Raw genomic sequence first — 22,820 nt, 5'->3', positions numbered from 1 at the left:
CCGGGGGCGGGACACCCGAGCCCGGCCCCCCTCCCGCTCACCCCGGGGCCATGCGGCTGAGGGATTCCCAGGCGCGGTACTGCTCCTCGCGGGCGCGGTCCAGCTCCAGAACGATGTCGAACGACCGGTCACCGAGGATCAGGCGGCGCGGCGGGTCGGGCAGGGCGGCCAGTTCCAGGAGCACGGGGGCCGCCTCGCTCGGGTCCGGGCCCGCGTCGTCGCCCCACATCTCCGTCAGGCGGGTGCGCAGCTCCTCGTAGGCGGGGTCGGGGGTGGTCGCCGTCGTGCCGGAGGTGAACAGGCCCGTGGCGTAGCCGCCCATCTGCACGATGGTGACCTTGATCCCGAACTGCTCGACCTCCATCGCCAGCGCCTCGCTGACCGAGCCGAGCGCCGCCTTCCCGGCCCCGTAGAACCCGACCGAGGCCATACCGCCGCCGCTGCCCATCGACGTGATCTGGAGGAGGCGCCCGGAACCCCGCGCGCGCAGGTGGGGGATCACGGCCTGGGCGACCCAGACGGCGCCGAAGAAGTTGACGTCGAGGTGGTCGCGGATCTGTTGCTCGGTGGCCTCCTCGACCATGCCGTACAGCAGACCGCCGGCGTTGTTGACCACGACGTCGAGGCCGCCGAATGCCTCCGCCGCCCGGTCCACGGTCTCGAACACGGCGCTGCGGTCGGAGACGTCCAGGGAGAGCCGCCGGAGTGCGTCCGGGTACTTCTCCTCCAGTTCGGCGAGCGGCCCGACATCGCGGGCGACCGCCACGACCCGCTCCCCTGCGGACAGGGCGGCCTCGGTGAAGGCGCGCCCCAGACCGCGGGAGGCACCGGTGATGAACCACGTCCTGGTTTCGGGCACGGAATCCCACTCCTTCGGTCCTGGGGAACGCCGCGTTCACGGCGGCTTCCCCGCTCTGATGAGACGGACCGCTCCGTCTCGCTAGTGACCCTAGCCGACCGGGCGCGCCCGGCGCGAGGGAATTCGGCACCTGTGACTTTCGGCAGTGCCGGAGCGCTCACCGGCTGCGTACGGTCGTCCGGGTGGACAGAGTGATGATCAGCCGTGCGGTCCGGCGGGCCGTCGGCGCACCGGGGAATCCGCTGGCCGTCGGCGCGGCGGTCTGTGTCGGGCTGAGCGCGGTCAGCCTGTGGTGGGCCCTGCCCGCGGCCGTCGCGGCGTTCTTCGCGGGCCGGGAGCCGGGGCGGACCGGGCCCACGGTCCTCGTGCTCGTCGCGGTGCTGGCCGGCGGGGTGGTGGCGGTCGCCCTGGTGCCCTCCTGGCTGCTGATGGCGGGGCGGTTCGTCGCGGTGGTGGCGGTGGCCGCGATGCTGCCGTGGTTCGTGGGGCGCTTCTGGCGCCAGTACCAGGAGCTCGTCCGGGCGGGCTGGGAGCGGGCGGGCCGGCTGGAGCGCGAGCAGCGGCTCGTCGCCGAGCAGGCGCGCTCCCGCGAACGGGCCAGGATCGCCCAGGACATGCACGACGTCCTCGGGCACGACCTCAGCCTCATCGCCCTGTCGGCCGGTGCCCTCAAGCTGGCGCCCGGCCTCGACGAGGCGCACCGGGCCGCCGCCGGGGAGATCCGGGCCCGCGCGGCCGCGTCGGTGGAGCGGCTCGGCGAGGTGATCGGTCTGCTGCGCGAGGAGGCGGAGGAGGCGGACGACGTACCGCCGCGGCCGCCCGGCACCGGCATTGCGCGGCTGGTCGAGGAGGCCGCGGCCGCCGGGCTCGCGGTCGGCCTGCGGGTCGAGGGGGACGCCGGCGCCCTGCCCCCGTCGGCCGCGCGGGCCGCCCACCGGGTGGTCCAGGAGTCCCTGACCAACGCGGCCAAGCACGCGCCGGGGGCGCGGGTGGAGGTGCGGGTGACACACACGGCCGGGGAGACGGTGGTCCGGGTGGCGAACGGGCCCGCGCCCGCACCTGCCCGCGCCGAGGACGTCCCGGGCACCGGGCGGGGGCTGATCGGGCTCGACGAACGGGTACGGCTGACGGGCGGCACCTTCGCGTACGGCCCGTACGAGGACGGCTTCGCGATCACCGCGCGGATTCCGCACACCCCGCCCGCCCACCGGCCGCCTGCCGCGCCCCGGACCGCTCCCCCTGCCCTGCCCCCGGAGCACCGGCACGCCCGCGGCCGGGCCCGCCGGGCGCTGGCCCTCGCGGTCGTGCTGCCCCTGGTGGCCTGGGCGGTGCTGAGTGCCGCGCTGATGGCCTGGGACATCCGCTCGGCCCGGCAGTCCGTACTGGACCCGGGCGACTACGCCCGGCTGCGGGTCGGACAGGATCGGGAGACGGTCCGGCGGCTGCTGCCCGACCGCGAGACCAGACAGCGGCCGGTGGCCGGGGAACCGAGGGGAGAGGGCATCTCATGCGCGTACTACGCGATGACGGCGGACCGCTTCGACGACCGGTCCGGGGACGCCTACCGGCTCTGTTTCCGGGACGGCAGGCTGATGTCCAAGGAGGCCCTGGCCCCATGAACACGCCACTTGGAGAGGGGACCCCCGTGAACGCACCACACGGAGAGGGGACTCCCGTGAACGCACCACACGGAGAGGGGACTCCCGTGAACGCACCACTCGGAGAAGGGACTCCCATGAACGCACCACACGGAGAAGGGACTCCCATGAGCGCGCCGCGCGGAGAAGGGGCGGTGAGCGGCCGGTGATCCGGGTGCTGATCGCGGACGACGAGCCGATGATCCGCGCGGGGGTACGTGCCGTGCTGTCCACCGATCCGGAGATCGACGTCGTCGCCGAGGCCGCCGACGGGCGCGACGCCGTGGAGCTGGTCCGCCGCCACCGCCCGGCCGTCGCCGTGCTCGACATCCGGATGCCCGGGACGAACGGCATCGAGGCGGCGGCCGAGATCCGGCGCACCGTGCCGGGGACGGGGGTCGTGATGCTCACGACCTTCGGCGAGGACGACTACATCCTCCAGGCGCTCGGAGGCGGCGCCGCCGGTTTCCTGATCAAGTCGGGCGAGCCCGAGGAGCTGATCGCGGGGGTCCGCGCGGTGGCCGACGGGGCCGCCTATCTGTCACCGAAGGTCGCGGCGCGGGTCGTCGCCCATCTCTCGGCGACGGGCGCGGGCGCCCTGGCCGGGCGCCGCACCGCCGCCAGGGAACGGGTCGATGCGCTCACCGCCCGGGAACGCGACGTACTGGCCTTCCTCGGTAGCGGGCTGTCCAACGGGCAGATCGCCCGGCGGCTGCACCTGGTGGAAGGGACGGTCAAGGCCCATGTGAGCTCCATCCTGGCCCGGCTGGGCGTGGACAACCGGGCCGCCGCGGCCGTCGTCGCCCACGAGGCCGGGATCGTCGCGCCGCCGCAGCCGCCTCCCGAGCGCTGACGCCGCGGTCCGGGCGAGCGGCAGGAACGCGAGCAGGACGGCCGCCACCACGCAGGCCCCGAGAACCGCGCCGGCCAGCACGTCGTGCGGGTAGTGCGCCCCCACCGCGACCCGCAGCAGCGCCGCCGCCGCGCCCACCGGCAGGGTGACGGCCGCCAGGCGCGGGCGCAGCACGGCCAGGCCGACCGCGAGGCCGGCGGCCAGGGTGGCGTGGTTGCTCGGGAAGGACCAGTCGCCGGGCGGCGGGCATGCGGCGGCCGTCTCCGCGATGCCGTGCAGGGCCCGGCAGGGGCGTTCCTCGTCCACCACCAGTTTCGCCGCCTCGCTGAGGGCGTACGCGGCCACGGTGCCGATGCCGGTGAGCACCGTCCCCGCGGACATCCGGGTGTCGCCACGGCGTACGGAGCTCCACCAGGCCCACAGGAGCAACAGCCCGAGGATCACCAGGGTGCCGTCGGTGGCCGCTTCCAGCAGCGGTCCCGTCCAGGAGGGCGCGTCGGCCACCGCCCCGGTCACCGAGCGGTACATGGACGCCGAGGCGCCGTCCGTCACCTCCACGGCGCGGTCGGTGCCCAGGCCGCCGGGGGCGAGCGCCACGACGGCCGCCGCCCCCGAGCCCAGGACGACGCAAGCGAGCAGCGGACTCATGGTCCGTCGGGGCCGGGTTCTGCTGCCGGTTTCTCGTCTTTCTCGTCTCATGGGACGTGAACCTAGAAGCGGCGGGAGCGGCGCACCCGGGCCGAACGGCAGGGCCCACCCCTGACGATCGTCGGGGGTGGGCCCTTCCCGGGACCACGGTCCGGGCGGTCATGCGGCCGGCCGGTCCGTGGCTCGCCGGTCCGGGCGTAGGACGCGATCAGTGCGAGGGCCCGTCGGATCGGTCACGCAGCTGCCGTGATGCCCCGTCGGATCGGGTCGCACAGCCGCCGCGACGTCCCGTCGGATCGCTCGCGCAGCCGCTCGGTCGAACGTTCTCGGAACACCGGCCCTCTTCTCCCGCTACGGTCTCCGGGTGACCGGACTCGACACCTTCCGCACCACCCGCGAGGCCTACGACGCCATCGCTCCCACCTACGCGCAGATGTTCCAGGACCCCCTGCGCGAGCGTCCTTTGGAGCGCGCCCTCCTGGGTGCCTTCGCCGAGCTGGTACGGACGAACGGCGACGGCTCGGTCGCGGACCTCGGCTGCGGACCGGGCGACTTCACAGCTCACCTCCACGGGCTGGGGCTGAATGCCTTCGGCGTCGATGCCTCCCCCGCGATGGTCGGGCTCGCTCGCGAAGCCAACCCCGGGCTGCGGTTCGAGGTCGGCTCGATGGCCGCGCTGGATATCGGGGACGGCGCGCTCGGCGGGGTGCTCTCGCGGTGGTCCGTCATCCACACCCCGCCGCAGGACCTGCCCGCCGTCCTGGCCGAGTTCGCCCGTGTCCTGGCTCCCGGCGGGCACCTGTTGATCGCGTTCTACGCCACTGACGGCCCCCACGACGCGACACAGGCCTACGACCACGCGGTGGTGACGGCCTACCGCTGGTCCCCCGATCGCTTCGCCGAGCTCCTGCGTGATCATGGATTGGCGGAGTCGGCCCGTCTGGTGGCCGAGCCGGCCCCCACCGACCTGCGGCAGTTCCAGGAAATCCAGCTCCTCGCACGCAAGGCGTAGACCGAGGCGCCACTCGGCCGATCACGGGACAGCCCTCAGGACGAGCCCCGCCCAGGACCACCATCCGGAACCCGGGAACTGCCCAGCCGCGACGTCCGTACCGCTCCGCACCCGCCAGAGCCACCCCGCACCGGCGACCGTCACGACGGCCGTCGCCGCGATCGCGGTCCAGTACTCGGTCTGCGACGGATCGTTGGGGTAACTGAAGAGGAACCAGGCGACGTTCATCAGCGAGGGCGCGAGGACGGTCAGTGCGAAGCCGGTCCACTTCTGCCCCGACGTCCAGTGGCGGGACCTGAACAGCACGACGGCTCCGGCGACCTTCAGCGCGAAGCCGAGCGGAATCCAGAGGTAGCCGAGGCCGAAGGCGAGCACCGGCAGCAGCACCACGAGCCACGCGGGCGAGCGGCGTCCGGGCGCCTGCCCCGTACCGGCGCCGGGAGTGGCGAAGGCGCCGGGGGCTGCCCCGGGGCCGAAGCCGGACTCCTGGAGCGCGGTGGCGGCTATGGTGCGTGGGTCGCCCAGTTCGCGCAGGATGTCCCGGCAGCTCTCGGGCCGCTCGGTGAGCGCGACCTCGATGTGTTCGGCGAGATCGGCCACGAGCTCCTGACGGCGCTCCGCGGGAAGCGCGGACGCCTCGCGCTCGACCGCCGCGAGGTACTCCCGGACCAGTTCGCCCCCGGCACCGTTCCCGGCGTTCCCCGCATTCTCGGCGTTCTTGGCGTTCTTGGCGTTTCCGACGCTCTGCGACCCAGCTCCCGCAGCAGCTCGCCCCCGTACCGCGCCCCGTCACGCATCAGGGCGAGTACGCAGTACTCCAGCACGCCCTTGCGGAGCTGGCTCTCGGCCTTGCTCGCGGTGCGGTTGATCGGATCACCTGGTTCCAGGCAATGCAATGCACCTTGCCGCGCACAGGCATGTCCAAGCTGCCGGTCCCCGGCCCTTCCCATCTGATGGACCGTCAGCTCTAATCGAAGGGTGATGGGACACGCAGGCATGGCCGCCATCGCCGTCCGGTACCTCAGGTCCGTCGGCGCCGCCACCACCGCCGGGCCGGCATCGGTCGATCCGTTGCCGCGCCCGCATCTGCGGGCCGTCACGGACGGCGAGCGGCCCCCCGTCGACCCGGGCGAATTCCGCCGCGTCCTGGGGAGCTTCGCCAGCGGCGTCACCGTCGTCACGGCGCGCGACCCGGACGGCGCGGCGGCCCCGGCGGGCTTCGCCTGCCAGTCGTTCGCCTCGCTCTCCCTCGATCCGCCGCTGGTCACGTTCATGGTCGCCCGTACGTCGACGACCTGGCCGCGCATCGCGCGCGCCGGGGCCTTCTGCGTCAACATCCTCGGCGCGCACCAGGGCGCCCTGTGCCGGAGCTTCGCGGTGAGCGGCGCGGACAAGTTCGCGGGGGTGGCGTACGAGGCCGCCCCGGTGACCGGGTCGCCGCTGCTGGACTCCGTGGCGGCCTGGGTCGACTGCCGCATCCAGGCCGTCCACACCGGGGGCGACCATCTGATCGTGGTCGGCCGGGTGGAGGCGCTCGGGGCGGCGGACGGGACCGATCCGCTGCTCTTCCACCGGGGGGTGTTCGGGCGGTTCGGCCCGCTCGACGGGTGAGCGCGGTCGGCCCGCTCGACGGGTGAGCGCGGCGCCGTACGCCCCGCTCCGCCCCGTCCCGTCCCGGCGGGTGGCCGTTCAGCCGGCGGTGGTGCGTGGCACGGCCGCGCGCAGCAGTTCCCGCAGTTCCCGTGCCGCCGGAAGCGGGGCGGCGGGCAGGGCTACGTGCACGGTCCGGCGCGGGGCGAGGTCGCCGAGCCGGCAGACGGCGAGTTCGTCGGGGACCGCCCAGGTGGCCAGCGAGGGCACCAGCGCGACCCCCAGCCCGGCGGCCGCATAGCCGAACTTGCCGGTCCACTCGGCGATCCTGGTGATCCGCTTCGGCGCGAAGCCGGCCCGGCCGCACACCTCGGCGAGCATCATGGGCCGGTCGGCGGAGACGTCCTGGAGCCAGGTCTCGTCGCGCAGTTCCCGCAGGTCGATCGTCCCCGCGCCGGCCAGACGGTGGTCGCGGGGAAGGACGACGAACAGTTCGTCCTCCAGCAGCACTTCGGTCGTGACGGCGTCGACCGACGGCAGACCGGACGGGTAGTCGCTGACCACGGCCAGGTCCAGCGCCCCCTCCGCCAGGCGCCGCATCAGCTCACCGGTCCGGCCCTCGGCCGCGACGACCTCGACGTCCGGCCGGGACCGCGCGAACGCCCGCAGCGCGGCAGGCACCAGTGAGATGTTGGCCGTGGCGAACGCCCCCACGCGCAGCCTCCCGCCCTGCCCGGCGTGGATCGCCGCCATCTCGTCCGCCGCGCCCGCCAGCCGCGCGAGCACCTCCACGGCGTGCCGGTGCAGGGCCCGCCCGGCCGGGGTCAGCCGCACGCCCCGGGCGAGCCGTTCGAAGAGCGGGCCGCCCGCCCGCTTCTCCAGCGAGGCGATGCGCCGGGACACCGCGGACTGCGTGTAGTCGAGCCGGACCGCTGCCTTCGTGAACGATCCGGTTTCGGCCACGGTCACCAGCAGACGCAGCGCGTCGATCTCGAACACATTCCCCCCAAGCATGGCTCACATGCAATGTAGTCGCTGGTGGAATGCCTCGTCCGGCCCTAGCTTCAAGACGAGCCCGCGAGCTTCGAGACGAGCCCGCGAGCTTCAAGACGAGTTCGCGAGCTTCGAGACGAGGGACACGTCCATGGCAGCCGTACCGAACACTCTCCCGCCCGAGGCCGCCGAGCTGGCCGCCACCCACCGACTCGGCGCCCTGCAGGGCACGTTCGCCCCCAAGCGCCTGAACAAGGCGCTCTTCGCCCTCTACATCTTCACGACGCTCTACCTCCTGGCGATGCTCGTGATACCCGGCCTGCTGTTCTTCTGGTGGCTGCGCCGGTATCCGGACTTCAGCCGAAGACAGGCCGCCAAGCGTCTCCATCTGTTCGAGCACGGACTGGTCGTGCACCCGGAGTCCGGCGACGGCAGGGTCGCCATCCGCTGGGACTCCGTACGGCTCTACCAGGAGATCACGCAGAAGATCATCAACGGCATCCCGACGACCACCGAGTACGTCTACTCCGCGGTGGGTCCGGGCCGGGACCATGCGAGGATCACGCACTTCTACGAGGGCCCCGAGACCTGGGGACCCCATATGCAGCAGGCCGTCCTCCAGGCCCAGGGCGCGGCGGTCCTGGAATCGGTCCTGGCGGGCGAGACGGTCGATTTCGGGGAGTTCTCGCTCTCCCGCACCGGCCTGACCGCCCGGGGGAAGGGCCACTTCCCCTGGTCCGGCGTGCAGGAGATCCAGGTGTCGGCGGGCCGGGTCAGCGCCATGGGGAGCGGCGGCTCCGGCCGCCGGTGCAGCGCCGCGGTCAGCGACATCGCCAACCTGCACGTCTTCCTGGCCGTCGCCCAGCACCTCTCCGCCGACAGCACGGCGGCCTGAGGCGCCGAGCACCGGGCGGCGGACACCCGCGGGTTCAGCCGAGCCCGGCGACGGCGTCCGAAGGCTCCCGGACCCGCCGGATCACCAGCGCCATCAGCGCCGCCGTCGCGCAGAGCGCCCCGGAGGCGTACCAGACCATGTCGTACGAGCCGAACACGTCCCGCGCCACTCCGCCCAGGAACGCCACCAGCGCCGCCCCCACCTGATGGGAGGCCAGCACCCAGCCGAAGACGATGGCGCTGTCCTCGCCGTACTGCTCGCGGCACAGGGCCAGCGTCGGCGGGACGGTGGCGACCCAGTCCAGACCGTAGAAGACGATGAAGAACACCATCGGCGGGTGGACCGTGGGCGCCATCAGCATCGGCAGGAAGAGCAGCGAGACGCCGCGCAGCGCGTAGTAGACGGCGAGGAGCCGGCGGGCGTCGAAGCGGTCGGTGAGCCAGCCGGAGAAGACGGTGCCGATGATGTCGAAGACCCCGATGACGGCGAGCAGCGAGGCCGCGGCGGTGATGGGCATGCCGTGGTCGTGGGCCGAGGGCACGAAGTGCGTACGGATCAGGCCGTTGGTGGAGGCCCCGCAGATCGCGAACGTACCGGCCAGCAGCCAGAAGGGTCCGGTGCGCGCCGCGTCGGCCAGTACGCGTACGGTCCGCCGCGCCGCCCCGCGCGCGGGCGCGGGCTTCTCCGCGTACTCCCCGCCGTACGGGGCCAGCCCCACATCGGCCGGGTGGTCGCGGAGCAGCAGCCAGACGAACGGGACGACGACCAGGGCGGCGAGGGCGACGGTCACCGACGCCGGGCGCCAGCCGTGCCGGTCGACGATCCAGGCGCACAGCGGCAGGAAGACCAGCTGCCCGGACGCGCCCGCCGCGGTGAGGATGCCGGTGACCAGGCCGCGCCGGGCCACGAACCAGCGGTTGGTGACCGTCGCGGAGAAGGACATCGCCATCGCGCCGGTGCCGAGGCCGACGAGCAGGCCCCAGTAGATCATCAGCTGCCAGGCGGCCGTCATCCATACGCCGGCCAGCGCCCCGGCCGCCACGGTGCTCAGGGCCACGACGACGACCCGGCGGATGCCGAAACGGTCCATCAGCGCGGCGGCGAAGGGCGCGGTGAGCCCGTACAGCGCCATGTCGATGGAGACAGCCAGCCCGATCTCGCCGCGCGACCAGCCGAACTCCGTGTTGAGGGGGTCGATGAGGAGGCCGGGGAGCGAGTTGAAGGCGGCACCGCCGATGATCGTCACGAAGGTGACGGCGGCGACGATCCAGGCGCGGTGGACACGTCGGCGGGACGGGCGCCCGGGGGCTGCGGGGACGGCCTGCCGGTCGTCGTCCCGGGCGGCGCTTGCGGTTGTCTGGGTCACGTCACTCAGCATCGGGCCGTGGCCCACTCCCTCACGAGTGGCCGGAGAGACACCCTTCGCAGGAATCGGGCCACCGGGCGCCGCCCCCTTCCGGCCCGGGGCGGCGTACCGCTACCGCCTCCGGTCGCGGTGCGAGGCGGAGGCCGCCGGTGGGGCGGAGGCCGCCAGGACCATCACCGCCCAGGCGAACCCCGCCCCCACCGCGTACCAGAACAGATCGGGTGCGCCGAAGGTCGAACCGAGCACCAGCCGGGCCGCCGTGCTGTGCCGGGAGAGGTCGGCGGGCACCCCGGTCAGTTGCAGCAGCTCCACCGCCCAGCTGAACGCCAGCCCCGCCCCCGCTCCGACGACCGGGCGCGCGCCGGGCGCTATCACGGCGACCAGGGCGCAGATCAGCACCGTGTAGAGCGCGTCCCCGGCGTACTTGGCGAAGGCGCCGTCCATCGACGCCCTGACCCCGAGCCCGGCGAGGACGGTCAGCACCGCGGCCCCGGCCGCGACCGCACGGGTGCGCGCGGCCCCCGGCCGGCCCGCCCCGGTCACGCGATCCGCTCCAGCCGGCTGATCGGCCGGGCCACCAGCAGCACCGCCACCACCAGTATGTTGATCACCGCCCCGGCCAGCAGCACCTCGGGCGCCCCCACCCGGTCCGCGACCGGCCCCGCCAGCGCCCGGCCCGCCGCCAGCATCAGCAGCGAGCCCGCCACGTCGTAGGCGTGCAGGCGGTTCAGCGCCTCCGGCGGCACATGGGTCTGGACCGTCGTCGACCACATCACCAGCCAGAACGCGAACGCCGCACCCGCCACGAACTGCCCCGCCCCGAGCGCGGGCACCGACAGCCCGAGGCCCAGCACCAGCAGGTTCACACAGACCCCGGTGAGCGCGACGGCCCCCGCCGCGAGCGGGCGGCGGGGTCTCAGCCGCAGGGCGAGCAGCCCGCCGACGACGCTGCCCGCGCCGTTCACCGCCATCATCACGCCGTACGTGCCCGAGCCGTGCGCCTCGGTGACCTCGACCGCGGTGAGCGGGAGCATCGGGCCGAGCACCGTGAAGCCGTACACCGTCCAGATCGCGATCACGCCCCACAGCCAGCTGCGGGCCCGGAACTCCCGCCAGCCGTCGACCAGTTCGGCGACGAATCCACCGCGCTGCGCGTCGTCCGAGGGGGCCGGGGCGAGGCGCAGCAGGAACAGGCAGATGCCGGAGACCAGGAACGTCGACGCGTTCGCCGCGTAGACCGCCCCGGCGCTGGCCAGCCCGACGAGCATGCCCGCGAAGGCCGGGCCCGCCATGGTCATCAGCGCCTCGGAGACCCTCAGCACCGCGTTGGCCCGCTGCACGTCCGAGGAGACGCGGGGCACGGTCGAGGCGACGCCCGGCTGGAAGAGCGCGGCGCCCACCCCGGCCACCGAACTGAGCGTGTACACCGCCCACAGCGGCGGGTTCCCGGTGGCGAAGGAGAACGCCAGCACGGAGGCCCCGACCAGTCGCAGCGCATCCGCGATGATCATCATCCGGCGGGGGGTGAACCGGTCCGCCAGTACGCCTCCGAAGAGTACGAAGAGCGCCAGCGGCCCCATCCACGCCGCGAGCGCGTAGCCCACCGAGGAGTGCGGCCGGCCGGCCCCCAGCAGACCGGCGGTGAGCGCCACCGGGATCATGCCGTCGCCGAAGAGCGCGGCGGTACGGGCGACGAAGAAGAGCCGGAAATTCCGGTTCCAGAGCCCCTCCGACCGGCCGCCGCCCAGGCCGTCACCGAGGCCGCCGCCGAAGCCACCGCCAAGTCCGTCACCGAGACCGTCACTCGTCGGGCGCACACCGGAGGAACCGGGCAAAAGGGTCTGTACGCCGTCGTGTTCGACGGCGGGAATGCGCGGATGCTCCGCTGACTTTTCCTTCACAGGAGTGACATGTATCAGGGTTGAGGTCTATACCACTAGGGTCGAAGGGAGTCCGCCCATGCCCCACCGCATCGCCGTCCTGGCCCTCGACGGGCTGCTCCCCTTCGAACTGGGCATCCCCCAAAGGATCTTCGGCCGGTCCTTCGGCGTCGAACCGCACGACGAGGGTCGCAGTCTGTACGAAGTCGTGACCTGTTCCGTCCGCCCGCCGGGCCCGGTCCGCACCGACGCGGACTTCACGATCACCGTCGAGCGCGGCCCCGAGACCCTGGCCACCGCCGACACGGTGGTGATCCCCGCCAGTTACGAACTCGGCCCCGTCTACACGGAGGGCAGGCTCACCGACGAACTGGCCGCCGCGTTCGCCCACATCAGGCCGGGGACCCGGATGGTGTCCATCTGCACGGGCAGCTACGTACTGGCCGCCGCCGGCTATCTCGACGGGCGCCCCGCCACCACCCACTGGTGGCACGCCGACCACTTCCAGCAGCTCTTCCCCGGGGTCCGGGTCGACCCGGACGTCCTGTTCATCGACGACGGGGACGTCCTGACCTCCGCCGGGGTCGCCGCCGGGATCGATCTCTGCCTGCACATCGTGCGCCGCGACCACGGCACCGCCGTCGCCAATGACGTCGCCCGCCGCACGGTCGTGCCCCCGCACCGGGACGGCGGGCAGGCGCAGTACATCCGACGCCCCGTGCCCGAGAACCGGTTCGCGACCACGACCACCGCGCGCACCTGGGCGCTCGGGCGGCTGGAGCGGCCGATCCTGCTGCGCGACATGGCGCAGCAGGAGTCGATGAGCGTACGGACCTTCACCCGCCGGTTCCGGGAGGAGGTCGGGGTCAGCCCCGTCCAGTGGCTGACCCGGCAGCGGATCGAGCGGGCCCGGCACCTGCTGGAGTCGACGGACCTGTCGATCGACCAGGTGGCCAGGGACGCGGGCTTCGGGACGCCCACATCGCTGCGGCAGCACCTCCAGGCGGCGCTGGGGGTCTCCCCGACGGTCTACCGGCGCACCTTCCGCACCGGGAGGGTCTGAAGCACACTCCCGGGCGGAAGTCAGAACACCAGCACGCCCCGGGCCACCCGGCCGTGGTGCGCGTCGTCCGCCGCCCTGTCGAAGTCCTCCACCGGGTAGGTGGTGGTGACGAGTTCGTCCAGCAGCAGCCGGCCCTCCCGGTACAGCTCCGCGTAGAGCGCGATGTCGCGCTGCGGGCGCGAGGAGCCGTAGCGGCAGCCCAGGATCGACTTGTCCAGGTACATCGACGAGACGAGGAACGAGGCCTCCGCCGTCACGGCCGGGACGCCCAGCAGGATCGCCTGGCCGCGACGGTCCAGCAGGTCGATCGCGGTACGGATCAGCTCCGTACGGCCCACGCACTCGAAGGCGTGGTCGGCGCCGCCCGGCAGGATCTCGCGCACACCGTCCGCCGAGGTCAGGAAGTGTGTAGCGCCGAACTGCCGGGCCGCCGCCTCCTTCGCGGGGTTGGCGTCGACGGCGACGATCGTCAGCGCGCCCGCGATCCGGGCGCCCTGGATCACGTTGAGACCGATGCCGCCCGTGCCGATCACCACGACCGTGTCCCCCCGGTCGACCTTCGCCCGGTTGAGCACGGCCCCGACGCCCGTCAGCACCCCGCAGCCGATCAGGGCCGCGGAGGCCATCGGGATGTCCGCCGGGATCTTCACCGCCTGCACGGCCTTGACCAGGGTCCGTTCGGCGAAGGCCGAGTTGGACGCGAACTGGTACAGCGGCTTCCCGCGCCGCGTGAACGGCTTCCCCGGCATCCCGATCGCCTTGCGGCACATGGTCGGGCGCCCCCGGTCGCACTGGGCGCACGCCCCGCAGCTGGCCAGCGTGGACAGCGAGACGTGGTCGCCGGGCGCCACATGGGCCACCCCCGCGCCGACCGCCTCCACCACGCCCGCGCCCTCGTGCCCGAGCACCACCGGCGACGGGAACGGGATCGTCCCGTCGATCACCGAGAGGTCGCTGTGGCACAGCCCGGCCGCGGCCACCGCCACCAGCACCTCGCCGGGCCCCGGATCACGTATCTCCAGATCGTCGACGACCTCGGTCCGCTTGCCGTCGAAGACGACGCCTCTCATCCCGGCTCCCTCGGTAGGCCGAGCAGCCGCTCGGCAATGGTGTTCCGCTGGGTCCAGGGCCTCTCGTCCGGATCGCGCCGGGTTCGCGCGCCCGGCGCGACCCGGCCCCCGCTCCCCGATCCGGCCCGATCCGAACGCAAGGCCCTACGCGTTCGGCCGTGCCTTCGCCGCGGCCGCCGCGGCCATCTCCTCCAGCCGTGCCAGCATCGGCATCGGGTCGGTGCCCACCGTCCCCGGCAGGAAGTCCGCGATCCGTTCCGGGGTCCACGCCCCCTCGACGTAACCGGCCCGCAGCTCCCTCGGCTGGGCCCAGACCGCGATCTTCGGCCCCGCGACCGTGTAGACCTGGCCGGTGATCTTCTCCTGGCGGGCCCGTTCGCTGAGCAGGTAGACGACGAGCGCCGCCACGTCCTCCGGCTCGCCGATCTCCTTGAGCTCCATGGGCACGTTGGCGGACATCCGGGTACGGGCGACCGGGGCGACGGCGTTGGCCGTGACGCCGTACTTGTGCAGGCCGAGTGCCGCGCTCCGGACCAGCGAGATGATCCCGCCCTTGGCCGCGCTGTAGTTGGCCTGGGCGACGCTGCCCTGGTGGTTGCCGCTGGTGAAGCCGATCAGGGTGCCGCCGCCCTCCTGCTTGCGCATCACCGCCGACGCGGCCCGGAAGACGGTGAAGGTGCCCTTGAGATGGGTGGCGACCACCGGGTCCCACTCCTCCTCGGACATGTTGAACAGCATCCGCTCGCGCAGGATCCCGGCCACGCAGACGACCCCGTCGATCCGCCCGAACCGGGCGAGCGCCGTGTCCACGATCCGCTGCCCGCCCGCCATCGTGGAGATGTCGTCGGCGACCGCCACCGCCTCGCCGCCCGCCGCCACGATCTCCTTGACGACCGACTCGGCGACCTCGCTGCCCGGCTCTCCGCCCTCGATGGAGACGCCGTAGTCGTTGACGACGACCCGCGCCCCCTCGGCGGCCGCCGCGAGCGCCACCGCCCGACCGATGCCGCGCCCGGCACCCGTCACGGCCACCACCTTGCCTGCCAAGAAGTTCCCCATGCCCGGCCCCTTCCCGCGGTTTCTGACGGACCGTTAGATTTTATGGGCCATCAGGTCCACGAGCACAAGCCCCAGGAGGCGCCATGTCACTGCCGGCCGAGTTCCACGACATCGCGAAGCGGGTCAACAACTGGGGCCGCTGGGGCGCCGACGACGAGATCGGGACCCTCAATCTGATCACCGACGCCGTGGTGCGCGAGGCGGCCGCCACCGTCCGCAGCGGTCTGCGGATACCGCTCGCGCTCCCCCTCCGGCAGGACGGCGTCCAGAGCGGACTGATCCCCGGGCGGATCAATCCGCTGCACACCATGGTCCAGATCAACCAGGAGCTCTTCGGCCCCGGCACCGTCGCCACCAGCGACGACACGGCGGTCCTGAGCCTGCAGACGGCCACCCACTGGGACGCCCTGACCCATGCCTCGCACTCGGGGAGGATCTACAACGGCCGCCCGGCCGCGACGATCACGGCCCACGGCGGCGCGGAGTTCAGCGGGATCGAGAAGGCGCCGCACATCGTCTCGCGCGGAGTGCTGCTCGACGTGGCGCGCGCCCTGGGCCAGGACAGGCTGCCCGGCGGCCACGCGGTCACCCCGGAGGACCTGGAGGCGGCCGAGGAGCTGGCGGGGGTACGCGTCCGGTCCGGCGACATCGTGCTCGTACGGACCGGGCAGGTGCAGGTCTACCTGGCGGGCGACAAGCACGCGTACGGCTATCCCTCGCCCGGCCTGTCGGTCCGGACGCCCGAGTGGTTCCGCGCGCGCGATGTCGCGGCGGTCGCCAACGACACCCTGACCTTCGAGATCTTCCCGCCGGAGATCGAGGACCTCTGGCTGGGGGTGCACGCGCTGGACCTGGTCGAGATGGGCATGCTCCAGGGCCAGAACTGGAACCTGGAGGGCTTGTCCACAGCCTGTGCGCAGGAGAAGCGGTACGCCTTCCTGCTCTCCGCGATGCCCGAGCCGTTCGTCGGTGCGACCGGCACCCCGGTCGCACCGGTCGCGATCCTCTGAGGGCCCGGACGGCAGCCCGGAAGACGGCCCGGAGAGTAGCCCGGCGGGCGGTCCGGCGGGCGGCTTGGACCGACTGCTTTAACCTTTATGCAAGTTTCGTCACGGCGCGCGAAACCTTGCGCGCATCGCGGTCCGCGTCCCCCGCGCCCTGCGCGCCGGAGTGCAGCGGCAGCTGGATCAGCGGCGCGCCCCGGTCGACCTCGCACCAGATGCGCTTGCCCGCGCCCTCCGGCTGCCAGCCCCAGCGGTCGGCGAGGCCGTCGACCAGCTCCAGGCCCCGGCCGTTGGTGTCCTCACCGGCCGCGTGGCGCTGCTGCGGCGGGCGGCAGCTGGCATCGGCCACCTCGACCCGCACGGTCCCGGACCCACCGGCCGTGCCGGTCAGGCCGAAGAGCATGCGCAGCACGGCCGGGCACCCGGTGTGCACCACCGCGTTGGTGACCAGCTCCGAGATCAGCAGGATGAGCGTCTCGGCCAGCGGCTCGTCGTCCCTTATCCCGGACCCGACCAGTCTCGACCGGGCCCATCTACGGGCCCGCCCGACCTCCGCGGGATCCGGCCCGACCTCCAGCTGAACCTGAAGCACCTGCACCGCTCACACCATCCGAACCGGCGGACACATCGCCTCGCGCCTCCTCGGGGTCACGGAACGTGATTCCCCTGCGAGACAGCATGGTTGACGTACAGTCACCGCAACAAGCGCTTCGGGCATATTCCAGCGCGAAGGAGTACCCGTGGTGCATACTGTGCGACGCACGTTGCGGGGAGTCGAACAGAAGCACGTAGAGGCCGCGGGAGCCGCCTCCCGGGCACGCCCGGCGCTTCTGCCTGGAACGCGAGCAGGGCACCTCTTCCGGGCCGGAGTCACCGCGGGGGCAACGCCCGGATCACCCGGTTCCAGTTCCTGTCGCATCCCACGGAGCGTACCCGAGCCCGGCGCCGACTCCACCCCGTGACGGAAGACGTGAAGGGCGCGGACCGGAGCCCGCGCCCTTCGACTGCACTGCGTAACTCCGCAGCGTGAGGCTCCTGCCTCTGTCCGTCACCTGTGTGCGGCGGGCGTCCGGGCGCCCGAAGTCTGCACGGAACCCGTCCGGCTTCAGCACAGGTTCCCCGCAAGCACCTCCTCCGCCGCCGCCGCGGTCAGCCACTGCCCGGACCGCAGCCAGGCCCGTTTGAGGTGCAGGTGAACATCTGATTCCCAGGTGAATCCCATGCCGCCGTGTACCTGGAGGCAGTCCCGCGCGTTACGGACCGCCGCGTCGTCGGCGAGCAGTTTGGCGCCCGCGATCTCGACCGGGTCCGCGGTCACGGCCGCCGCGTACACCGCGCAGCGGGCCAGTTCGGCGCGGACCAGCATCCCGGCGCACAGGTGTTTGACCGCCTGGAAGGACCCGATCGGCGCGCCGAACTGTTCGCGCGCACCGGCGTGTTGGACGGCCATCTCGGTCGTCCTGGCCGCGCTGCCGAGCTGTTCGGCGGCGGCGAGCAGGGCGCCCTCCGTACGCAGCCGCCCGTCCCGGGGCAGCGGTTCGCCCGCCTCCGCCGGCTCCGCGACCCGCCACAGGGGCGTGAACGGGTCGATCGAACGTACGGGGTCGGCGGCCTCCCGTACCGTCGCGGCCTCCCGTACCGTCGCGGACTCCTCCGGCACCCCCCGCCCGTCCCCGGGGCCGAGTACGAGCAGCGCGTCCGCCTCCCCCAGGTGGGCCACCGGCTGCCCCGCGTCGAGCACGGCCACCACCGCCTCGCCCTGGGCCGCGCCCTTCACCGGACCGGCCGCGAGATGGGTGGCGATCAGCGGCCCCGGCAGCAGCGAGCGCCCCGCCTCCTCGAAGAGCAGGACCGCCTCGGGCAGCCCCAGGCCGACGCCCCCCTCCGCCTCCGGCAGCCGCAGCGCGAAGAACCCGGCCTCGCCGAGCTCCCGCCACAGGGCCCGGTCCACACCGGTACCGGCGTCCAGCGCGGCCCGCATCCGGTCCCTGCCGAAGCGCCCGGCGAGGAGTTCCCGCACCCCCGCCCGCAGGGCCCGCTGGTCGTCCGAGAGCTGGAAGTCCATGAGTGCGTCAGCGCCCCTTCGGCAGGCCGAGTATGCGTTCGGCGACGATGTTCCGCTGGATCTGCGAGGTGCCCGCGGCGATGGTGTACGAGAGCGAGGAGAGCCGGTCCAGGGCCCACTCCCGGTCCAGGTCCGCGCTGTCCGCGCCGAGCACCTCGGCAGCCGCCTCGTACAGCTCCTGGCGGGCGTGCGAGTAGCGCAGCTTGAAGACCGAGCCGCCGGTTCCGGGCACGCCGCCGGACCCGGCCCGCTGCGCCTCGCTGACGTTCCACTGGGTGAGCCGCCACAGCGCCCGGAATTCGGCGTTCAGCCTGCCGAGGCCGCGCCGCAGTACCGGGTCGTCCCAGCGCCCGTTGCGCCGGGCCTCGGCCGCGAGTGCCGCCAGGGTGCGGCGGCAGGCGACCACCTCGCCGACGAACGCCGTGCCGCGCTCGAAGGAGAGGGTGACCATGGTGACCCGCCAGCCGTCGTTCTCCGCGCCGACGCGGTGGGAGACCGGCACCCGCACCTCGTCGAGGAACATCTCGGCGAACTCGGTGGACCCGGCGAGGGTGCGCAGCGGGCGGACGGTGACCCCCGGCGCGTCCATCTCCATCGCGAGCCAGCTGATCCCGCGGTGCCTGGGCGCCGCCGGGTCGGTGCGCACCAGGAGTTCGCACCAGTCGGCGACCTCGGCGTGCGAGGTCCAGATCTTGCTGCCGCTCACCACGTAGTGGTCGCCGTCGCGCACCGCCCTGGTCCGCAGCGCGGCGAGGTCCGACCCCGCCTCCGGCTCGCTGAACCCCTGGCACCAGATCTCGTCGCCGCGCAGCACCGGCGGCAGCCAGCGGGCCCGCTGTTCCGCGGTGCCCTCGGCGGCGATCGTCGGGCCGGCGTGCAGCAGCCCGACGAAGTTCGCGCCGACGTACGGGGCCCCGGCCCGTTCCGTCTCCTCCAGGAAGATCAGGTGCTGGGTCGGGGTGGCGCCCCGGCCGCCCGCGTCGACGGGCCAGTGCAGACCCGCGTAGCCCGCGTCGTACAGCGCCCGCTGCCAGGCCGTGTCGTACGCGCGGCGCCCCGGCCAGTCGTCGGGGGCGGGCTTCGCGGGCAGTGCGGGGAGCACGGTGGCCAGCCACGCGCGCAGCCGCGCCCGGAACTCCTGCTCCTCCTCCGTGTACGCGAGGTCCATCGCGCGCCTACTTCGCCCGGTCCCGGTCCAGGTCGAGGCCGAGCATCCTGATCGCGTTTCCGCGCATCAGTTTGTAGACGGTCTCGTCGTCCAGCCCCTTGACGTGGTCGAGGGCGACCTCCTTGGTGTGCGGGAAGGTCGAGTCGACGTGCGGGTAGTCGGTCTCGAAGGTGGCGTTGTCGCGTCCGACGACGTCGAGCGAGGCGACGCCGTGCTTGTCGCGGAAGAAGCAGCAGAAGATCTGCCGGTAGTAGTACGTGGACGGCGGCTCGGGGATCAGATCGCGCACCCCGCCCCAGGCCCGGTGCTCCTCCCAGACGTCGTCGGCACGCTCCAGGGCGTACGGGATCCAGCCCATCTGGCCCTCGCTGTAGGCGAGCTTCAGCCGGGGGAACTTCACCAGGACCCCGCTGAACAGGAAGTCCATCATCGAGGCCATGGCGTTGTTGAAGGAGAGGCTGGCCTGGACGGCGGGCGGGGCGTCCGGTGACGCGGCGGGCATCTGCGAGCTGGACCCGATGTGCATGTTGACGACCGTGCCGGTCTCCTGGCAGACGGCGAAGAACGGGTCCCAGTAGCCGCTGTGGATGGACGGCAGGCCGAGGTAGGTGGGGATCTCGGAGAAGGTCACCGCCCGCACGCCCCGGGCCGCGTTGCGCCGGATCTCGGCGACGGCCAGGTCGATGTCCCAGAGCGGGATGATGCAGAGCGGGATGAGCCGGCCGCCGCTGTCGCCGCACCACTCCTCCACCATCCAGTCGTTGTAGGCGCGGACGCAGGCGAGCGCGACCTCCTTGTCGTGCGCCTCGGCGAAGGTCTGGCCGCAGAAGCGCGGGAAGGTGGGGAAGCAGAGGCTCGCCTCGACGTGGTTGAGGTCCATGTCCTTGAGCCGCTCGGCCGGGTCCCAGCAGCCGGGCCGCATCTCCGCCCGGGTGATCCCCTCCAGCGTCATGTCGTCGCGGTCGAAGCCGACGGCCGCGATATTGCGCTTGTACGGGAACTTCAGGTCCTCGTAGATCCACCAGTCGGTGGGCGGGCCGTCCGGGTCCATCGTGATGACGTACTTGCCGCCGGTGTACGCCAGCTCTCCGATGCCCGCGGTCAGCGGCTGCGGGCCGCGCTCGCGGTATTTGGCGGGCAGCCAGGTCGAGAAGAGGTGCGGCGGCTCGATCACATGGTCGTCGACGCTGACGATCCGAGGCAGTTCCGTCATGGTGTCCCCTTCGGCGCACGCATTTCTGATGGTCCGTCAGATTGACGTCGCCCCCAGGCTAGCCCCGCACCCCTGGACCGACAAGGCGCGGCGCTCTACGCTCTCCGCACTATCTGACTATCCGTCAGCTGTGAGGGGTACGCCGTGACCGAGACCGCGCACGCCCTGGGTGCATCGGGCACCTTCTGGGAACTCGTCGAACGCCGGGCCGGCCTGACCCCGGACCGCCCGTTCCTGATCCAGGACGACCGCACCCTGACCTTCGGCGAGCTGCGCGACCGTGGCGAACGGGTCGCGGCCGGGCTCTGGGGCATGGGTGTGCGCCCCGGCACCGTCGTCGCCTGGCAGCTGCCGACCCGGATCGAGACGGTGCTGCTGTCGTTCGCGCTGACCCGGATCGGGGCCGTGCAGTCGCCGGTCATCCCGTTCTACCGGGACCGCGAGGTGGGGTTCGCGCTGCGCGGGTCGAAGGCGGAGTTCTTCGCCGTACCGGGCACCTGGCGCGGCTTCGACCACACGGCGATGGCCGCGCGGCTGACCACGGACCGGCCGCCGGTGGTCTTCGAGGCGTACGACTCGCTGCCGGACGGCGATCCGTCGGTGCTCCCGCCGCCGCCCGCCGACGGTACGGCGGTGCGCTGGATCTACTGGACCTCGGGCACCACCTCCGACCCGAAGGGGGTGCTGCACACCGACCGCAGCCTGATCGCGGGCGGCTCCTGCCTGGCCCACGCGCTGCGGCTGTCGGCGGACGACATCGGTTCGGTGGCCTTCCCGTTCGCCCATGTCGGCGGGCCGGACTACGCGGTGATGCTGCTGCTGTACGGGTTCCCCGCGGTGCTGTTCGAGCACTTCGCGATACCCGGCGCGCTGGCGGAGTACCGGCGCCACGGGGTGACGGTCGCGGGCGGGTCCACGGCCTTCTACTCGATGTTCCTGGCCGAGCAGCGCAGGGCGCCGGACCGGAAGCCGGTCCCCACCCTGCGGCTGCTGGCGGGCGGCGGGGCGCCGAAACCGCCGGAGCTCTACCACGCGGTGGTGCGGGAGATGGGCGTCCAGCTCACCCACGGGTACGGGATGACCGAGGTCCCCATGATCACGATGGGCGACCCCGAGGACACGGCGGAGCACCTCGCCGGGACGGAGGGGCGGCCGCCCGCGGGCATGGAGATCCGGATCACCGACGAGGGCGGCAAGCCGCTGCCGCGCGGCACGGACGGCGAGGTGCGGCTGCGCGGGGAGGCCGTCTGCGCGGGCTATCTGGACCCGGTGGCGTCGGCGGCGGTGTTCGACGCCGAGGGCTTCCTGATCACCGGCGATGTCGGCCATGTCCGGGAGAGCGGCCATCTGGTACTCACCGGGCGGCTGAAGGACATCATCATCCGCAAGGGCGAGAACATCTCCGCCAAGGAGATAGAGGACCTGCTGCACCGGCATCCGGACGTCGGGGACACGGCGGTGATCGGGCTCCCGGACCGCGAGCGGGGCGAGCTGGTCTGCGCGGTCGTGGAACAGCCGGCGGGCGCCGGGCCGCTGACGCTGGCGGAGGTCACGGCGTATCTGCGCGCCGAGGGGCTCTCCGTGCACAAGCTGCCGGAGCGGCTGGAGGTGGTGGACGCCCTGCCGCGCAACGAGGCCCTGCGGAAGGTGCTGAAGTACCGGCTGCGGGAGCGGTTCGCCTGAGGGGGCGGGGGTGCGGGCGCCGGGCGGGCACCCGCGCCCCCGTGGTCCCGTGGCCCTACGTGTCCGGGGCGATCACCGTGAAGTACGCGGCGAACGCCGACACCGCCTCGTCCTCCGTGATCACACCGTCCTCGTCCGCGTCCAGGCTCCGTGCCGCGAGCTCCGCCGTCCCGGCGTCCGCGCCCAGCACCTTGAGGGCCCGCACCACGGCCGGTACGGGAGCCGCGCCCAGGTCGTCCTGGTCCGCCACGGCGATCGCCGCGCGCAGGAAGGGCCGGGCGATCTCCGCGAAGCGCTCCGGGTTGTCGCGCAGCCGTTTCACGGCCCCGCCCACGAACTCCTCACGGGTGACGCGCTGGTCCCCGTCGACATCGGCGATGCCCGCCATGCCCTGCCAGAGCGCCTCGGCCCCGGTGTAGAGCGCCTGGCCCTTGTCGCAGCGCGCCGTCGTACCGAATTCGGCGAGCAGTCGGGCGGCGGCGGCACTGAAATCCGCGCGATCGATGCATCCGTTGCCGTCCTGGTCGAAGGCGGCGAAGCGGAAGGCGATCTTGCGCTCATACTCTGCGCTGTCCATGCGGGGAGCGTACGACGCCGGAGGGCGCCACGTGTCACTTACGCGCTTACGCGCTCCGCCCGAGCGACAACCCGTCACCGATGCCCCTTCCCGCCCGGCCGCTCTGGGCCCCCGGGCCCTGTCGCGGGGCCGCGTCCGTTCCTAGGCTCGGGCGCGGGCACCGCCATCCCCGCCGGGTGGCCGAC

General features: G+C 73.0%; 22 protein-coding genes and 2 pseudogenes. 9 read left to right on the top strand and 15 right to left on the bottom strand.

What is annotated here, in order from left to right:
* Positions 1–37 precede the first annotated feature (37 nt).
* Positions 38–859, bottom strand: coding sequence for an SDR family NAD(P)-dependent oxidoreductase (locus GA0115234_RS09570; protein ID WP_093540439.1), 822 nt, complete (start codon positions 857–859; stop codon positions 38–40).
* A 182-nt stretch (positions 860–1,041) separates the two neighbouring features.
* On the opposite strand from GA0115234_RS09570, the gene GA0115234_RS09565 reads away from it, so the two are divergent.
* Complete coding sequence (locus GA0115234_RS09565) at positions 1,042–2,478, top strand: sensor histidine kinase (RefSeq protein ID WP_370804117.1); 1,437 nt, start codon at positions 1,042–1,044, stop codon at positions 2,476–2,478.
* A 184-nt stretch (positions 2,479–2,662) separates the two neighbouring features.
* Entirely contained in the window at positions 2,663–3,349 is a 687-nt protein-coding gene (locus GA0115234_RS43330; RefSeq protein WP_093540437.1) for a response regulator, read from the top strand.
* An 87-nt stretch (positions 3,350–3,436) separates the two neighbouring features.
* Here GA0115234_RS43330 and GA0115234_RS44300 read toward each other — a convergent pair.
* A pseudogene (locus tag GA0115234_RS44300) lies at positions 3,437–3,655 on the bottom strand (phosphatase PAP2 family protein); the annotation flags it as partial.
* On the opposite strand from GA0115234_RS44300, the gene GA0115234_RS44295 reads away from it, so the two are divergent.
* Both GA0115234_RS44295 and GA0115234_RS09550 read left to right on the top strand, forming a co-directional pair.
* Complete coding sequence (locus GA0115234_RS44295) at positions 3,564–4,112, top strand: hypothetical protein (protein ID WP_370804141.1); 549 nt, start codon at positions 3,564–3,566, stop codon at positions 4,110–4,112. The pseudogene GA0115234_RS44300 and the gene GA0115234_RS44295 sit on opposite strands and share 92 nt — an antisense overlap.
* A gap of 249 nt (positions 4,113–4,361) precedes the next feature.
* On the top strand, positions 4,362–5,009 hold the full coding sequence (locus GA0115234_RS09550) for a class I SAM-dependent DNA methyltransferase (protein WP_256088691.1): 648 nt from the start codon (positions 4,362–4,364) through the stop codon (positions 5,007–5,009).
* Positions 5,010–5,030: 21 nt separating this feature from the next.
* Here the strand turns inward: GA0115234_RS09550 and GA0115234_RS09545 are convergent, their stop codons facing one another.
* Positions 5,031–5,681, bottom strand: coding sequence for a DUF1700 domain-containing protein (locus GA0115234_RS09545; protein WP_237541212.1), 651 nt, complete (start codon positions 5,679–5,681; stop codon positions 5,031–5,033).
* Between the two features lie 80 nt (positions 5,682–5,761).
* Positions 5,762–5,896 (bottom strand): annotated as a pseudogene (locus GA0115234_RS43320) (PadR family transcriptional regulator); the annotation flags it as partial.
* Between the two features lie 109 nt (positions 5,897–6,005).
* Between GA0115234_RS43320 and GA0115234_RS09535 the strand changes: the two are divergent.
* Entirely contained in the window at positions 6,006–6,620 is a 615-nt protein-coding gene (locus GA0115234_RS09535; protein WP_093540435.1) for a flavin reductase family protein, read from the top strand.
* A 78-nt stretch (positions 6,621–6,698) separates the two neighbouring features.
* On the opposite strand, the gene GA0115234_RS09530 is transcribed toward GA0115234_RS09535, so the two are convergent.
* Entirely contained in the window at positions 6,699–7,598 is a 900-nt protein-coding gene (locus GA0115234_RS09530; RefSeq protein WP_093540434.1) for a LysR family transcriptional regulator, read from the bottom strand.
* Between the two features lie 145 nt (positions 7,599–7,743).
* On the opposite strand from GA0115234_RS09530, the gene GA0115234_RS09525 reads away from it, so the two are divergent.
* On the top strand, positions 7,744–8,487 hold the full coding sequence (locus GA0115234_RS09525; RefSeq protein WP_093540433.1) for a DUF6585 family protein: 744 nt from the start codon (positions 7,744–7,746) through the stop codon (positions 8,485–8,487).
* 34 nt (positions 8,488–8,521) lie between these two features.
* Here GA0115234_RS09525 and GA0115234_RS09520 read toward each other — a convergent pair whose 3' ends face one another.
* The 3 genes from GA0115234_RS09520 to GA0115234_RS09510 form a co-directional block, all read right to left on the bottom strand.
* On the bottom strand, positions 8,522–9,865 hold the full coding sequence (locus tag GA0115234_RS09520) for an MFS transporter (RefSeq protein WP_176729118.1): 1,344 nt from the start codon (positions 9,863–9,865) through the stop codon (positions 8,522–8,524).
* Positions 9,866–9,964: 99 nt separating this feature from the next.
* Complete coding sequence (locus GA0115234_RS09515) at positions 9,965–10,396, bottom strand: ribosomal maturation YjgA family protein (RefSeq protein WP_256088689.1); 432 nt, start codon at positions 10,394–10,396, stop codon at positions 9,965–9,967.
* On the bottom strand, positions 10,393–11,601 hold the full coding sequence (locus GA0115234_RS09510) for an MFS transporter (protein WP_093540488.1): 1,209 nt from the start codon (positions 11,599–11,601) through the stop codon (positions 10,393–10,395). The genes GA0115234_RS09515 and GA0115234_RS09510 overlap by 4 nt, the downstream gene beginning before the upstream one ends.
* Positions 11,602–11,812: 211 nt before the next feature.
* On the opposite strand from GA0115234_RS09510, the gene GA0115234_RS09505 reads away from it, so the two are divergent.
* Positions 11,813–12,796 (top strand): GlxA family transcriptional regulator, encoded by a 984-nt coding sequence (locus GA0115234_RS09505; RefSeq protein WP_093540432.1) that lies wholly within the window; start codon positions 11,813–11,815, stop codon positions 12,794–12,796.
* A 20-nt stretch (positions 12,797–12,816) separates the two neighbouring features.
* Here GA0115234_RS09505 and GA0115234_RS09500 read toward each other — a convergent pair whose 3' ends face one another.
* Both GA0115234_RS09500 and GA0115234_RS09495 read right to left on the bottom strand, forming a co-directional pair.
* The gene (locus tag GA0115234_RS09500; RefSeq protein ID WP_093540431.1) at positions 12,817–13,866 is read right to left on the bottom strand and encodes a Zn-dependent alcohol dehydrogenase; all 1,050 of its coding nucleotides are present in this window, start codon (positions 13,864–13,866) and stop codon (positions 12,817–12,819) included.
* A gap of 144 nt (positions 13,867–14,010) precedes the next feature.
* A complete protein-coding gene (locus tag GA0115234_RS09495) occupies positions 14,011–14,925 on the bottom strand; it encodes an SDR family oxidoreductase (RefSeq protein WP_093540430.1) in 915 nt (304 codons plus the stop codon).
* An 83-nt stretch (positions 14,926–15,008) separates the two neighbouring features.
* Here GA0115234_RS09495 and GA0115234_RS09490 point away from each other — a divergent pair, with 83 nt between their 5' ends.
* Complete coding sequence (locus GA0115234_RS09490; RefSeq protein WP_093540429.1) at positions 15,009–15,935, top strand: cyclase family protein; 927 nt, start codon at positions 15,009–15,011, stop codon at positions 15,933–15,935.
* A gap of 85 nt (positions 15,936–16,020) precedes the next feature.
* Here the strand turns inward: GA0115234_RS09490 and GA0115234_RS09485 are convergent, their stop codons facing one another.
* From GA0115234_RS09485 to GA0115234_RS09470, 4 genes are all read right to left on the bottom strand, one after another.
* Positions 16,021–16,527, bottom strand: a complete 507-nt coding sequence (locus GA0115234_RS09485; RefSeq protein ID WP_093540428.1) for an ATP-binding protein — start codon at positions 16,525–16,527, stop codon at positions 16,021–16,023.
* A 507-nt stretch (positions 16,528–17,034) separates the two neighbouring features.
* Positions 17,035–17,994, bottom strand: a complete 960-nt coding sequence (locus GA0115234_RS09480) for an acyl-CoA dehydrogenase family protein (RefSeq protein ID WP_093540427.1) — start codon at positions 17,992–17,994, stop codon at positions 17,035–17,037.
* Positions 17,995–18,001: 7 nt separating this feature from the next.
* Positions 18,002–19,162, bottom strand: coding sequence for an acyl-CoA dehydrogenase family protein (locus tag GA0115234_RS09475; RefSeq protein ID WP_093540426.1), 1,161 nt, complete (start codon positions 19,160–19,162; stop codon positions 18,002–18,004).
* 7 nt (positions 19,163–19,169) lie between these two features.
* Complete coding sequence (locus GA0115234_RS09470) at positions 19,170–20,375, bottom strand: amidohydrolase family protein (RefSeq protein WP_093540425.1); 1,206 nt, start codon at positions 20,373–20,375, stop codon at positions 19,170–19,172.
* Positions 20,376–20,519: 144 nt separating this feature from the next.
* Here GA0115234_RS09470 and GA0115234_RS09465 point away from each other — a divergent pair, with 144 nt between their 5' ends.
* Entirely contained in the window at positions 20,520–22,058 is a 1,539-nt protein-coding gene (locus GA0115234_RS09465; protein WP_093540424.1) for a class I adenylate-forming enzyme family protein, read from the top strand.
* Between the two features lie 55 nt (positions 22,059–22,113).
* On the opposite strand, the gene GA0115234_RS09460 is transcribed toward GA0115234_RS09465, so the two are convergent.
* A complete protein-coding gene (locus GA0115234_RS09460; RefSeq protein WP_093540423.1) occupies positions 22,114–22,635 on the bottom strand; it encodes an EF-hand domain-containing protein in 522 nt (173 codons plus the stop codon).
* Between the last annotated feature and the right edge of the window lie 185 nt (positions 22,636–22,820).

It is taken from the genome of Streptomyces sp. DvalAA-43 (assembly GCF_900091725.1).
GTDB lineage: Bacteria > Actinomycetota > Actinomycetes > Streptomycetales > Streptomycetaceae > Streptomyces > Streptomyces pulveraceus.
The sequence above is the reverse complement of the archived record's forward strand: the minus strand, read 5'-3'. Positions and strand labels throughout refer to the sequence as shown.

What these genes read in the sequence shown, in the direction of transcription:
- GA0115234_RS09535 (WP_093540435.1), top strand. Translation starts at nt 6,006, where the DNA reads ATGGCCGCCATCGCCGTCCGGTACCTCAGGTCCGTCGGCGCCGCCACC.
- GA0115234_RS09525 (WP_093540433.1), top strand. Translation starts at nt 7,744, where the DNA reads ATGGCAGCCGTACCGAACACTCTCCCGCCCGAGGCCGCCGAGCTGGCC.
- GA0115234_RS09520 (WP_176729118.1), bottom strand. Translation starts at nt 9,865, where the DNA reads ATGCTGAGTGACGTGACCCAGACAACCGCAAGCGCCGCCCGGGACGAC.
- GA0115234_RS09505 (WP_093540432.1), top strand. Translation starts at nt 11,813, where the DNA reads ATGCCCCACCGCATCGCCGTCCTGGCCCTCGACGGGCTGCTCCCCTTC.
- GA0115234_RS09500 (WP_093540431.1), bottom strand. Translation starts at nt 13,866, where the DNA reads ATGAGAGGCGTCGTCTTCGACGGCAAGCGGACCGAGGTCGTCGACGAT.
- GA0115234_RS09495 (WP_093540430.1), bottom strand. Translation starts at nt 14,925, where the DNA reads ATGGGGAACTTCTTGGCAGGCAAGGTGGTGGCCGTGACGGGTGCCGGG.
- GA0115234_RS09490 (WP_093540429.1), top strand. Translation starts at nt 15,009, where the DNA reads ATGTCACTGCCGGCCGAGTTCCACGACATCGCGAAGCGGGTCAACAAC.
- GA0115234_RS09480 (WP_093540427.1), bottom strand. Translation starts at nt 17,994, where the DNA reads ATGGACTTCCAGCTCTCGGACGACCAGCGGGCCCTGCGGGCGGGGGTG.
- GA0115234_RS09475 (WP_093540426.1), bottom strand. Translation starts at nt 19,162, where the DNA reads ATGGACCTCGCGTACACGGAGGAGGAGCAGGAGTTCCGGGCGCGGCTG.
- GA0115234_RS09470 (WP_093540425.1), bottom strand. Translation starts at nt 20,375, where the DNA reads ATGACGGAACTGCCTCGGATCGTCAGCGTCGACGACCATGTGATCGAG.
- GA0115234_RS09460 (WP_093540423.1), bottom strand. Translation starts at nt 22,635, where the DNA reads ATGGACAGCGCAGAGTATGAGCGCAAGATCGCCTTCCGCTTCGCCGCC.